At 53.4% G+C, this 13889-nt stretch carries 6 protein-coding genes; 3 read left to right on the top strand and 3 right to left on the bottom strand.

Going from position 1 to position 13889, the window contains the following annotated elements; genetic code table 11:
* Positions 1 to 22 precede the first annotated feature (22 nt).
* The 3 genes from NATSA_RS07870 (at position 23) to nfo (ending at position 3968) form a co-directional block, all read left to right on the top strand.
* Entirely contained in the window at positions 23 to 679 is a 657-nt protein-coding gene (locus tag NATSA_RS07870; RefSeq protein ID WP_210511473.1) for a response regulator transcription factor, read from the top strand.
* A 179-nt stretch (positions 680 to 858) separates the two neighbouring features.
* Positions 859 to 2922, top strand: a complete 2064-nt coding sequence (locus NATSA_RS07865) for an alpha/beta hydrolase family protein (RefSeq protein ID WP_210511472.1) — start codon at positions 859 to 861, stop codon at positions 2920 to 2922.
* Positions 2923 to 3113: 191 nt separating this feature from the next.
* A complete protein-coding gene (gene nfo / locus NATSA_RS07860) occupies positions 3114 to 3968 on the top strand; it encodes a deoxyribonuclease IV (protein WP_210511471.1) in 855 nt (284 codons plus the stop codon).
* Positions 3969 to 4133: 165 nt separating this feature from the next.
* Here nfo and NATSA_RS07855 read toward each other — a convergent pair whose 3' ends face one another.
* The 3 genes from NATSA_RS07855 to NATSA_RS07845 all read right to left on the bottom strand — a co-directional run bounded on the left by NATSA_RS07855 (position 4134) and on the right by NATSA_RS07845 (position 13802).
* Positions 4134 to 6713 carry a T9SS type A sorting domain-containing protein gene (locus tag NATSA_RS07855; RefSeq protein ID WP_210511470.1) on the bottom strand — a complete coding sequence of 860 codons (2580 nt, stop codon included), beginning with the start codon at positions 6711 to 6713 and terminating at the stop codon, positions 4134 to 4136.
* Positions 6714 to 6886: 173 nt separating this feature from the next.
* A complete protein-coding gene (locus tag NATSA_RS07850) occupies positions 6887 to 10189 on the bottom strand; it encodes a T9SS type A sorting domain-containing protein (protein ID WP_210511469.1) in 3303 nt (1100 codons plus the stop codon).
* Between the two features lie 232 nt (positions 10190 to 10421).
* A complete protein-coding gene (locus NATSA_RS07845) occupies positions 10422 to 13802 on the bottom strand; it encodes a right-handed parallel beta-helix repeat-containing protein (RefSeq protein ID WP_210511468.1) in 3381 nt (1126 codons plus the stop codon).
* Positions 13803 to 13889 lie beyond the last annotated feature (87 nt).

The raw sequence follows: 13889 nt of genomic DNA, 5'->3' as shown, positions 1-13889 counted from the left end.
GATATCCGGAGCACAAAATATTATGGACAAGCAAACATCGTTGATTAATATTGGCATTGTGGAAGACAATGCATACATGCGGGACGGCTGGACGGCCTTTCTTGATCTGGAAGAGGATTTCAATGTCGTCGGAAGTTACGGCTCGTGTGAAGAAGCCCTTGAGTCTGCCGATTTGCAGCGCATTCATCTGATGATCATGGATATCGGTCTGCCCGGTATGAGTGGCATTGAGGGTGTCCGGCATATCAGGCAGCAGTATCCGGATATCGTCATCATTATGGCATCGGTATTTGATGATGACAAGCACATTTTCGATGCCCTGAAAGCCGGGGCAATGGGTTACCTGATGAAGAAAGTGAGTCCGGAAGAACTGGTGGATGCAGTACGCGACGCCTGGAACGGCGGATCACCGATTACTCCGAACATTGCCCGGAAAGTCATCAGCACATTCCACCAGGCAGGCGGTGAAAATGAACTGACCGAACGTGAGCATCAGATACTGGATAAACTGGCCACCGGTGTTTCCTACACGGCCATCGGCAAGGAAATTTATTTGTCCGTTGACGGAGTGCGGTACCATATCCGCAATATTTACCGCAAGCTGCAGGTACATTCCCGCTCCGAAGCCATTGCGAAAGGCATTTCAAAAAGACTGATAGACCCCGGAAAAACAACGTAACTAACCGGGCCCGGGCACCTTTGGTCCCGGGTAAATGCGATATAAACCTCGATTACAGACCCTGTCTCCCTGACCGGAGGCGGGGTTTTTTGTTTCCCGGCTGAAAAATTCCGGCAAATTCCGTATCTATAGCACAATTCATCATGTACCATTTCACGAACAGTCAAAATTTCCAGCCTATGAATTTCAAATCATTGTTACTGAATTTTCACAGAAAGGCGCTGATCGCAACGGCGATAGGCACTTTTCTTGCTTTTTACTCTGTTCCGGCCGCCGCAGAGGGAATAACCCCGCAGCAGCTTGCAGAAATCAAGCAGATCGGCACAGTCGTTGTATCGGAAGATGCCGGCTATGTGGCCTATACCAAAGTTATACAGCATGATCCTGTAGAAAAAAACGAGCCGAACGATCTCGAACTGTATCTTCTCGAGCTCGAGACCGGTGAATCCCGGATGGTGGAGCTTGCAAGCCGTCCCGGAAACCTTCAGGCAAGATCCGGACACAATACATTTTCGTTCACTACACGCGGATCCGAGGATGATGCTGTTTCGCTGTATGAGTTAGATCCGGAAACCGCTCAGATCACCCGCCTGTATCATCATGACAGAGGGGTTATGTCGTACAGCTGGAGTCCCTGCGGCAACCGGTTTTCGCTTGTGACGCGGGAGGACCTGGGCATTCCCGATAACCCGCTGCCCTACGAACCCACGGTGTATGAAGAGTATCTTCCCAACCGTGAAGCTTACATCGTTGATCTGACGGCTGATGAAGATGAAGCGCAGCGAATTGAGGTGGACGGTTCGGTCTATCTGATGGAATGGAGTCCTGATGGGGAAAAACTGGCCATATCGGAAACACCGACACCGCACATCGATGATTTCTATATGTTTCAGCAGGTCAAGGTGGTTGATGCATCGGACGGATCGGTCATCAATGAAATTAAAAATGAAGGGAAGCTGGGACAGATCACCTGGAGTCCCGACGGCGAACAGCTTGCCCTGCGTGCCGGCCACAATCTGCACGATCCCATTGACGGACGCGTCATGGTGGTCTCCAGTGAAGGCGGAGTACCCGAAAATATCTATCACGAATTCGAAGGAAAACTTGAACAGATTTCCTGGTCCGATGACGGCCGCATACGCTTCATTGCCAGCGAAAGCACAAAAAGGTCCTTCGGCGCCATCAACCCGGACGGAAGTGGTTTTGAGCGGAAAGTTGACACCGATGGTCCGATCCTGAATGCGTTCAGCTATGCAGATGACGGCACCGTTGTATTCCGAGCTGAGACATCCGAACATCCCAATGAAGTGTTTGTAATGGAGCCCGGCGGCAGTCCCGAAAGGCTGACGGTATCCAACGACTGGCTTGAGGATGTTCCGATGGGACGCCAGGTGGTTATCAGCCACGATGCGCGCGACGGACGCAATATTGAAGGACTCCTGATCTATCCGGTCGAGGAAGACGGCGGGCCGTATCCGACCATAGTCATGGTTCACGGCGGTCCGGAGGCACACTACAGTGACGGCTGGCTGACGGGATATTCGCTCCCGGGGCAGGTAGCTGCCGACCGGGGTTTTGCCGTGTTCTATCCGAATTACCGGGGCAGCACGGGGCGCGGCCATGAGTTTATCACATCGAGTCAGGCCGACCTGGCCGGTGCGGAGTTTGATGACATTGTTGACGGCGTGGATTATCTGATAGAGCAGGGCATCGCCGATGAAGATCGCATCGGGGTTACCGGCGGTTCCTATGGCGGATATGCCACTGCGTGGATGTCGACCCGCTATTCGCACCGGTTTGCAGCCGGCGTGATGTTCGTGGGCATCAGCAACAATTTATCCAAGTGGGGAACCAGCGACATTCCGGAAGAACTGTATCTGGTGCATTCGCGCAAGCGGATCTGGGATGACTGGCAGGGCAATCTTGAGCGCAGTCCGATCTATCATGTAGACAATTCCCAGACACCGCTGCTGATCATGCACGGGGAAGAAGATACCCGGGTGCATCCGGGGCAGTCGCTCGAACTGTATCGCCATATCAAGGTCCGCAAACCGGAAGTTCCGGTCCGGCTGGTATGGTATCCTGATGAGGGGCATGGCAATACGCGCTCCACATCCCGGTTTGACTACAATCTGAGAATGCTTCAGTGGTTCGAGACCTATCTTCTCGAGGACGATCCGGAAATGCCGGGGTTTCATCTTGATTTCGAGGAGCTGGGTGTGGAACTGCCCGCGGAAGAGTGATTTTCTGAAGCAGAGCATAGGAGAAAATCACTTGTGAAAATATGGATGAGGAATTTTCGGCTGTGAAAGGCATCCGGGGGTTCCTCTTCTTTTTTTTGAGTTTATTGATTCATTTTTGCTTTGCTGATCAACGTGAGACGAGATTCCCTGTAACATGATGACACGGAAATAACATAAAAGTTGTGATTAATATGGCTTCAAGTAACGATAGAAAGTGGATCGGTGCGCATGTGAGCGCGGCGGGCGGTGTTGACAATGCGCCGTTGAATGCCCGGGAAATCGGGGCCAATGCCTTTGCTCTGTTTACCAAAAACCAGAGACAGTGGAAAGCAAAGCCGCTGGATCCGGCCGTGATCCGATCATTCCGGGAGCGTTGTGAGGAGATGGGGTTTGAAGGGAAGAAAATCCTTCCGCACAACAGTTACCTCATCAATCCGGGCCATCCGGAAAAGGAGGGGATTAAAAAATCCCGAGCCGCCCTGCTTGATGAAATGCAGCGGTGCGAGCAGCTGGGGATCCCGCAGCTGAACATCCATCCCGGAAGCCACCTCAGGAAAATCAGCGAAGAGAAGTGTCTGGAGCGCATTGCCGGGACGGTCGATCTGATGCTGGAACAGACCGAGGGAGTGACGGTTGTACTTGAAAATACGGCAGGACAGGGGAGCAATCTGGGCAATCGTCTTGAGCATATCGCCGGGGTCATCGGTCAGGTGGCCGATCCTTCGCGTGTGGGATTTTGCATTGATACCTGTCACGCCCATGCAGCCGGGTACGATCTGCGCACACCGGAGGCGTATGAGGACTTCATGTCGGAGGCCGACCGTATCATCGGACTTGACAAGCTGTGCGGATTGCATCTCAACGATGCCAAATCGGAGCTGGGAAGCCGGGTGGACCGCCATGCGCCGCTCGGTGAAGGGACGATGGGCACCACCGTATTTGAGAAGATCATGAACGATGAAAGGCTGGAACAGGTGCCCATGATACTTGAGACCACCGAACCGGCCCGCTGGGCGGACGAAATCGCCTGGCTTCGCTCATTGTAGGATCAACTGACATTGCAATCTGTCATTGACATTCTGTGCCTTTAAGCCTTTAACAAAAAAACGGTTATCCGGTCCATTCAAGGCTCCGGATAACCGTTCGTTGTTTTACGTCTGTGAAATTGCGGGCTGACCGGAGCAAGTGTCCCGGATCAGCAGCGGGTGTTACTATTTCAGAAGCATCATGGTGCGGGTCAGGGTCACATCACCTGCCTGCAGGCGGTAGATGTAGGTTCCGCTTGAAAGTGAAGTGGCGTCAAACTCGACTGTATGAACACCTGCATCCTGAACTCCGTCCTGCAGAACGGCGATGCGGCGGCCCTCCACGGAGAAGACTTCAAGAGTTACGCCGGCTGTTTCCGGAATGGCGTATTCAATACGCGTGTCCGGGTTGAACGGGTTGGGGTAGTTCTGTTCCAGCCTGAAGTCATCGGGAATTTCAGTTTCGGTGACGGGTGCGGAGGTGTCATCAGTGAGCACCCATGCAAGATTGGTAATAGCTACAGGGCCGCTTTCCTGCTGCTGGACCTGACGGAACAGAAATACCGGCGATTCAAGATCGAAGTTCAGCTCAGCCGATGCCGTTTCGTTTTCTTCCGAGAGGGTGAACTGTCCGGCCGGTCCGACGGGATCCGTACTCATCTGAGGCAGAATAAACAGCTCAAAGGCCACATCGGCGGCTGTCAGTTGTTCGTAGTCAAATGTAATGATACCTTCGGTGTGCTCTTCGGCGGGCGTGCTTCCGGGAGTTTTTTCAGCACCGCTGCTGCCGTTGTTTGCGGACAGGAGCAGAGTTCCGTCCAGCGAAACGTTCTCATCGGCACCCTGGAAAGCGGCCAGGTTTCCGGCTTCAATGGTATAACCTGCGTCGTGGAAAACCGCATCCCCGGTCACGGAGGCCCGGAACAGATCCTCAGCGGTGACATCGCCTTCAAGGGTGGCTTCGCCGTCATCCTTTTCGATGATCAGCTGGTAGTAGGGGAGTCCGGCAATTCCGGAAACGGACTGATCGTTTTCACCGACAAAACGGGCGATAAATTCATCGATTTCAAGAATGGAAGCCTGATCTGCAGTCAGTTCCAGAGAACCTTCCAGCTCGAAAACGGCATCATCGAGGTCCAGCTCGGAGGTGGCATCCACCAGAATCTCTACATCCCCGGCGGCGTAAAGTGTGCCGTTGTCCATGTCCAGGATTCCGCTGCCCGATGCCTGGAAACGGGCGTATTCACCTCCGACGGTAATGGTGGCGTCATCGAAATCAAACTCACCGTTGTCTTCGGCGAAGACATACAAATTGCCGCCAACGGTGATTTCAGAGTCATCCACGTCGATGTTTTCGTCGCCGTCGGCTGTGGCTTTGGACAACCGGATGATCAGGTCATTGCCCACAGTGACGGTTGACTCGTCCATATCCACCTCGCCTTCGCCATTGGCGCCTTCCGGACGGTGATGGGTGAGTTCCATGTTGTTGCCGACGGTCAGCACAGCAATGCCGAATTCCAGGTCTTCCACACTGTTGGCGTCGATGTCCAGATTGCCTTCGATGGTCACATCCGACTCGTCGAGATCGATGATTCCGCCGCTGTTCATGATCCATTCGGAATTGCCCTGAACCGTGAAGGAAGAAGCATCAAAATCAAATTCGCCATTGTCCACGGCGTTGATGTACAGATTTCCACCTACCGTTATCACGGCATCATCGGCATCAATGTTCTCATCGAAGTCGGGTTCGTCCTTGGAAACGCTGACGATCATGTCGCCGGCAACGGAAATTTCGGCATCATCCATGTCGATTTCGCCGAAGCGCCCGTCGACGGGACCGCGGTGGTGCGTAATGGTAAAGTCACCGCCGATGGAGAGCAGGACATCATTAAAGTCAAAATCGCCTTCGCTTTCCATGTCGATGGTCATGTCGCCGTTTACCGTGACGCTCTGGGTATAGACTTCATCATCGCGGAAACGGGGATTGCCGTCGTTACGGGCTATGATATGGAGATGATTAAGATCGGGTATGACGTATTCGTAATCTGAGTTGCCGTCATAGACGCGGTGTTCGAGGGTGCCGGTGAGTTCATAGCGGGCGGATTCTCCGCGCAGGCGGATGTCGTCGCCCACGACAAATGTGTTGCCGTGATCGCGGAACATGGCCTCATTGCGGTATTCGGTCCGGAAGTTATTGAGGGTTTGCAGGACGGTGGTGTCATCCTGGTTCCCGTTGTTATTTTCTGACAAAGCGGCCAGGTTGAATTCGCCGGTCACTTTTTCAGAACGGAAGTTGTAGACCAGGAAGTGTGCGCCGGATCCGGCACTGATGGTCTGATCGCCGTTTTCACGGTAATCGAAGCTCCAGACACGGGCGGGATCGTCATATTCCCAGGTCAGATCTCCGGTGAGGACCAGGTCGCCTTTTGCCACCAGCAGTCCGCCGCCATTTTCGGTGAACGATACGGTGATGTCGTCCAGTGTGACGGTGTAATCCTGAGCGAAAGTGATATCGGCATCGGTATCGATAACCAGGACGGTTTCCTCACCGCCGACAGTCCAGTCGCCGTCGGTTTCGGCTTCTCCGGATATGATGAATTCCTGATTATCTGCGGTGAAGCTTTCCGGATAATCCCCGGCATCATCCTGCCAGCTGGTGGTTTCGTTCAGCGGACCTTCCTGGAACACGTATGATGTATTCTGAGCAAGAGCTGCCGTGGATGAGATTATGACTGTAAGAAGGCAGCAGAGTAGAAATCGGTACATAGAAATAGGATGTGTGAGTCATGGTTTCATTGCATATGCGTTCACAATACGCAGAAAGGGACCCATTTTCAACCACCGTAACCGTTGCCGGGCGGTGTGTCACATTCTTACTTGACCACCATCATGATTTTGATGGAGCAGACCCTGACACTGTAAAAAAGTGTGTCACATTCTTACTTGACCAGCATCATCTGACGGCTGCGCACAAAGTCACCGGCCTGCAGACGGTACAGGTAGACTCCGCTTGAAAGATGAGCGGCATCGAATGTGACCGTGTGATCGCCGGCACTGCGACGGCCATCCACCAGGGTAGCAACGCGCCTTCCCTGCAGATCAAAAACCTCAAGGGTGACGCTGGATGATTCCGGCAGCGAAAATGCAATGCTGGTGACCGGGTTGAACGGATTCGGATAGTTCTGGCCAAGCACGAAAGAATCCGGGCGTCCGGCATCCGGTTCGCTGTATGTTTCGCTTGCATCCATCAGAAAAGTGCTGCCATCAGAAAGCACAACGAGCAGGCCGAAGCCGGGGCCGTCTTCATTGTTCTGCGGCTCCAGAAATCCGGAAGCCAGAATAATGGCCCCGGATCCGGCTGCTGCAGACAGATCTCCGGTGATTTCGATCAGGGGATCGCCGGAACTGTCTCCATCAAGCCCGACATTGAACTGGTAATCGGAGGCCATAGCCGTAAACATTTGGGTTTGATCGGTGTAGGATGCGCCGTCCATTAGTGCCGGACCGTCCTGAATCCAGATGTCCACGGCCGGAGCATCGGTGACACCGTGCCAGAGAACAAAGTTCACCAGTTCCCCATCATCGGCAGAAGGCGTGGTTTCCAGGATATGCAGGTTGAATCCGGTAGCTTCTCCGTCCGGATTGGCGGCAAATCCGTCACCGCTCACGCCGCTGGAAATGATCGAATAGGATCCGCCCTCGGAGAAAACGGCATCATCCATGGTGAACAGGGCATCCTCTTCATCCGGATCGGCACCATGTCCGAAGACGCTGATCTGCAGCGAACTGTCGGCAGGGAGCGTAACAAGGGATGAGGCTTGCCGGAATGCGACTTCTTCGGCAAACAGCTCGTCATTTATATATATATCCAGCACATCAATGGCCGGATCGGCAGCATTATGGATCAGCCGGGCGCGGGCAACGGGGCCGGCGGGATCTTCGCCCGGAAGCATCCACTCCAGATCGCTGATGGCAACACTGCCGCCCGATGCCTGCTGGTCCTGAAGAAAAACGATGTAAGGATGGTCGTTATCGAAGGACAGGGTGCCGGTTGATTCCGTCTCATTCTCTGCGGACAGGGTAAAACTTTCAAACGGCTCGGCAGGATCTTCGGGAAGCTCATCCTGAATAAACAGGTCAAAACGGACATCACGGCCGGTGAGTTGTTCGTATATAAAGGAGATCTGACCGGAGCCGTTGTCTGCCGCAGGATTTGCGGAGCCGCCGCTTCCGTTTTGCAATCCCTGCAGGACAGGATTTTTGGTGAGCGGCGTTTCAGTCAGAAGCAGTTCGCCCGTAAAATCAAAAGCATTGCCTGATCCCCTGAATACAGCGGCATAGCCGGTTGCCAGGGTATGTCCCCCGTCACTGAAAACAGCATCATTTTCCAGGTCGATGGTGACCATGGAGGAAGCGGTGAGATCGCTTTGCAGGTTGACGAAACCGCCGTCTTTTTCGATGCCGAAAGTATGCACGGTCACGCTGTGGAGTCCGGAAAGGGTCTGATCGGAAGAGCCGGAAAGGGTCAGCCCGAACTCTTCGCTGTCCAGAGTGCTTTGGTCTGCGGCGTCGATGGTGACATTGCCGCGGGCATTCAGGCTTGAATTTGCAAAGTCGGTTCCGGAGGTTTCGTCAAGCAGGATATCCAGGTTTTTTCCCGATATGATGATGCCATCGCCCAGATTCAGGCTGCTTTGATTGTATCCTTCGAGAAAAAGGCTGCCGTTCGGGATCTCGATAACGGCTTCGCTCAGTGCAAGCACGCCGTATTCCAGAGCAAGAAGGTTCATATCCGATTCCGCGACGATTTCAGCCCGGTCAAGGTCCAGGTTCGGACTTTCATCCGGTTCATCGCCTGAAAGGGTTATGTTGAAATTGCCTACGATGTCAATGATGGCCTGCTCACCTGCAACCATGCCTGCTCCGCCGGAGTTTTCCGGGCGATGGTGTGTGAGGTCAACATCCTGCATAACAAAGATATAGGATGTTCCGAACCGAAGGTCGCCGCGGCTTTCGAGACCGAATGCCAGATTGCGGTCGATGTAGACTTCGGTGTCGTCGAGATCGATGGTGCCGGCGCCGGACAGGCTGACATCCACATCGCCCTGAATATTGAAAAGGGAGGAGCCAAGGTGTGCCGATCCGTACCCGGAGGCGTCCAGGAAAACACTTCCCCCGACGGAAAACGCCCCGTTTCCGGCAAGGATGCCTGCCGTCTGACTTTCTTCCTGGCCGGATACATTCAGGTACAGGTCGTTGTCGACTGTAATAATTGCGTCGCTGAAGTCGGCAATGCCCTGCCCGGGCGATTCTTCGGGCCGGTGATGGTCCAGGGTTAAGTTGCCGCCGATGATCAGTTCCACATCGTTGAATTCCAGGTCAGAGCTGCTCTCGATATCAGCCGTGAAATTACCGTTGACGGATATTTCCCGGGCGTGGTTCTGCGCGGACCGGAAACGCGGATTGGCGTCACCCCGTGCGATGAGATTAAGGTTGTTCAGCTGCGGTGCGACCGCAATATAATCGGCACTTGCACCGGAGACCTGATGGGTGAGCGTTCCGGCGAGCTGGTAGGAGTCGGCAGCGCCGTCAAGTGAGATATTTCTGCCGGCCATGATTGTATTTCCGTTGTCGCGGAACAGGGCGTTGTCTGTAAAATCCAGATCGAGGTTGTTCAGTGCGTGCAATACGACGGTCGGGGCATCATGTGCGAGGAGGTCAAATGTGCCCTCTGTGGCATCCGCCTGAATATCAAAGGCCATGAATTCGGACTGGTCACCGGCGGTGACGGACTGGCTGCCATCCTGCCAGAAAATGAGGGACCAGACGTCTTCGGGTTGCTCATACCCCCATTCTGTGCCGTTTTGCACGACAATATCGCTGTTGGCAATCAGGGTGCCGCCAGCCTGATCGCCGAATTCGATGGTGATGCCGTCGAAGGTAACGGTATTGCCGGCCGGGAAGGTGATATCAGCATCAGTGTCGATAATGAGGCGGGTTCCGGCGCCGGAAAGTAACCAGTCATCATCTGTGGCGGCTTCACCTTCAATGATGAACGTTTGTCCGTCATCGGTGAAGTTTTGGGGGTCGCCCGACCAGCTGTCCGGATCGTTAAGCGGACCACTGTCGTGGGTGAAAACCTGAGCCCGGGATACCAGGGAGCCGGCGAGCAGAATGATGGTCAGGATGCAGAAAAACCGTACAAATTTGCGCAAAAGGGCAGTCGTATCACGATATTCCATACCAATAGCCTTGAGATGTGTAATAGTGTCGTAGATGATTAAGAAGATTAAGAAATCTTAATATTTACGATACGCAATGCTACAGATATAGTCAAACGTGTATTTATTATCCGTTTTGCTATTTAATCGGTCGCTATGAACGGGCCTTCAAGTTACGTGACGAGCATCATGGTTGCTTTATGACCATCATGGTTGCTTTATGACCATCATGGTTGCTTTACGAGCATCATGGTTACTTGACGAGCATCATGGTTCGGGATTTGGTGAAATCACCGGCACGGATACGATAGATATAGGTTCCGCTTGAAAGATGTGATGCATCGAATTCGACTTCAAACCTGCCGGCTTCACGGGTTTCGTTAACCAGTGTGGTGACTTTCTCCCCGAGTGAGTTGTAAACCTCCAGTGTGACATGTGCCTGCTCCGGCAGTTCAAAGGCAATCTGCGTTTCGGGATTGAAAGGATTGGGGTAGTTCTGAGAAAGTGCAAACTGTTCAGGCTGCTCGTCCTGATCCGCCTGAGTCCCTGTTTCATCCAGAAACAGTCCGAATACTCCCTCTTCGGCAGTTGTGATTGTAACGGTTTCGTTTTCTGTGTCAATGTCCGCCTCGCCGGCTGAAACCCAAGCGTCCTGATCATCATCACGAATACGGACAGAAAGCCGCTCCTGGTCCCCGGAATCGATGTCCAGATCATCAAAATGGACGGAAACCTCCAGGCTGTATTCATCACCGGTCTGCATGGCCTCGAAATGAACGCCGAGAGACTGCAGTTCATCTGAAGGTTCCGGGGCTTCGTGGACCGGGTCGAGCGAATAGTTCAACGGATGGGTACTCAGGATGGCACCATTGTCGAGATGCAGCCGGTAAATTTCATTGCCTTCGGCATCATCGTGGGCTCTGAAAGCGTTGTCGTCCCCGCCGGTGACAACATTGTTCTTCAGCGTGTTGTCATTTGCTGCCCATAGCCTCAGGCCGTGATTGCCACTACCGGATATTTCGTTGTTTTCGACGAGGTTTCCGGTACCGTCAACGATCCGGATACCGTCACGGTTGTTGTCTGCCACCGTATTGCCAATGATCTGGTTGTCGCTGCCGGAAATGCGGAACCCTTCCCGGTCATTGCCTTCAGCATGATTGTCCTCAAGCACATTTCCGTCACCGCGGATATCAAAGCCGGTTTCGCTGTCATCACCGGATCCGATGGCCGTGTTTTCTTCAAGAACGTTGTTATGACCGTCGCTGATCACACGGAATGCATAGTCTTCAACATTTTCAGCTGTGTTGTTCCGGAAGAGGTTTTCTTCGGTATCCCGGAATATGAAACCGTAGCGCCGGTTATTCTCTGCGGTATTGTCTTCTATGACGTTTCCGGAGCCACCTTCACGGACGACCACACCATCCCGGTTATCGATAAAGCTGCTGCCGGTTACCAGGCCTTCGGTGGAGTTGGTGAGCCAGACGCCGGCCTGGCCGATGGTTTCGGCAGTCAGATTTTCAATATGAACGCCGCTGACATTTTCAAACTGGATGCCGTAACGGAACTCTTGAATGGTGAGATTCTTAACGGCAAGGTTGTCGGCATCGGCAGCCAGCACGGCCGTACCGCTGCCGGAACTTGAAATTGTGGCGTCGTTTCCGTCAATCTCAACATCCCCGGCCGTTATCGTGATGCAGTCATCATGCTCTTCGGCCGGTTCAAGATCACCGCTGATCTCATATTCCCCCGGTTCGCTGAGCTCGCGGCATTCGCTGATCACAAAGTCTTCTTCGCCGTTCGGGTCGTCCGGGTCATCATCATCGTCACCATGCGGATCCGTTTCCAGCCAGGGGTCAAACCGGATGTTTGCATGAACCTGATCGCCGCTGCCGTCAGAAGAAGTGCCGGTTTCGGGATCACTGACGAAACCGGACGGCCCGTCAGACGCACCCCACCAGTTCTCTCTTGCGTCAACCAGGTCCCCGGAAGAAGTGACACCGGTACTGTTTCCGGTAATACTGTTTTGACGGAGGACGGTGTTTGAAGCATCGTCATAAACACCGTTTCGCGTGTTGTTTTCGATAATATTGTCTTCCAGGGTCGTATTTTCGGTGTTCCAGCGGACATGGATGCCGTCACGCTGGTTATTGTGGGTATGATTCCCGGCAACCGTGACGCTGTCCATGCTTCTGCGGACATGAATGCCGTCCTCTTCAGCCTGAGTGGCAACATTATCCTGCACTAAATGGCCGGTACCTGTATTCTCAATCAGGATTCCCATAGTTGCATTGCCGGTTGCCTCGTTGTTACTGATCACATTCCGTGCACCGCCTTCAACGAGAATGCCCTCACCGCCGCCGGTGACCGAACTGCTGTCCACTTTGGAGTCAAAGGTTTCGGTCAGTGTGATTCCGCCGCGGGTGGAGGTGGTATGATCCGTCACATGGATGTCGGTGACGGTTACGTTTTGTCCGTGCGCAAGCTGGATTCCTGAAGCAACCTGATCAAAAGTGTATCCGGAGATTTCAAGGTCGGACACATTCACGGCGATAATCTGAGCAGCATCCGGATCGATGTCGGTATTCTCATCCCCGCGGATATAGACCAGGGGCGCACCGTTGATGGTGTTCCCGGAGATATCTTGCAGAAAATAATCCGGATCGAAATCACTTACCCTGCCGCTGAGTACCATGCCTGTGGTAAAGCTGTTGTTTTGCACAGTGGCATTGGTTGAGGCGGATACCGTCAGGTCATAATCATCGGCGGTGACGTCGTTATCTTCAATTAATATGTTGTCGCTGCCGGCAGATACCAGTATGCCGCTTTGCTGGTCTGAGACGGTGTTTTGCGAAATAGTTACGTCGTTCAGCTCCCGTGACCAGATACCGGTGCCGATTTCGCGTCCGGTGACATCATTGCCGATGACCTGTACACCGGAGTTCTCGGAAAGGTGGATTCCCCGGGAGTTGCCGCTGACATAATTGGAGTCGACGCGCACATCGGATGACCGGCGGAAGTCAATTCCGTGCTGACCGTTGTCTGTGACGGTGTTGTGGGTGGCCGTGAAATTGCTGCCCGTAGCGCGCAGGTCACTGTGATAAATGCCGGCTTCCTCGTTTTCGCTGACCACGTTGTTGGTTATCAGGGCACCGTCGGTGCGGTTGAAACGGATACCGCTTCCGTTGTTTTCAACGACATTATCCCGTATCACGATTTCCTCATTTCTGCTGACATAGATACCTTCATCAGTGAAGTTCCGGATTTCCAGTCCGCTCACCGTCACATGATTGCCGGAAATAGTCAGACCGGTATCATAATCAGAGTTTCCGTCAAGAACAGGAGATGCACCGTCTGCAGAGGCAAGAGTAAGGCTGTCAGAAAGAAACAGTCTTTCCTGATATACACCGTCCTCCAGGCAGATCCGGTCAAAAATGGATGCGGCATCAATGGCGTTCTGGATAGACTCCCCTTCTGCAACCGTTGCGTCACAGTCCGGTGCCGGTTCATCCGGCTGAATGTGCTGCTGCGCTCCGGCTGTTGCTGCAGACAGGAAAAAAAGCCCTGCGGCGGCAAGAATTATCAGGGCTGATGTGGCTGGATGGATATGGTCTTTTTTCCGTAGAAAGGTATGCATGCTGAATCCCGAGTTTGGTCCCGCAAAAAACCCGGAGATCAGCTGAATGCTGATCATTCAGACCGTAAAAAGCGGGCGCTGGCTTCC

The organism is Natronogracilivirga saccharolytica (genome assembly GCF_017921895.1).
In the GTDB taxonomy this organism is placed as follows: domain Bacteria; phylum Bacteroidota; class Rhodothermia; order Balneolales; family Natronogracilivirgulaceae; genus Natronogracilivirga; species Natronogracilivirga saccharolytica.
The sequence above is the reverse complement of the archived record's forward strand: the minus strand, read 5'-3'. Positions and strand labels throughout refer to the sequence as shown.

Coding starts and splice junctions, on each gene's coding strand:
- NATSA_RS07870 (WP_210511473.1), top strand. CDS start 23: ATGGACAAGCAAACATCGTTGATTAATATTGGCATTGTGGAAGACAAT.
- NATSA_RS07865 (WP_210511472.1), top strand. CDS start 859: ATGAATTTCAAATCATTGTTACTGAATTTTCACAGAAAGGCGCTGATC.
- nfo (WP_210511471.1), top strand. CDS start 3,114: ATGGCTTCAAGTAACGATAGAAAGTGGATCGGTGCGCATGTGAGCGCG.
- NATSA_RS07855 (WP_210511470.1), bottom strand. CDS start 6,713: ATGTACCGATTTCTACTCTGCTGCCTTCTTACAGTCATAATCTCATCC.
- NATSA_RS07850 (WP_210511469.1), bottom strand. CDS start 10,189: ATGGAATATCGTGATACGACTGCCCTTTTGCGCAAATTTGTACGGTTT.
- NATSA_RS07845 (WP_210511468.1), bottom strand. CDS start 13,802: ATGCATACCTTTCTACGGAAAAAAGACCATATCCATCCAGCCACATCA.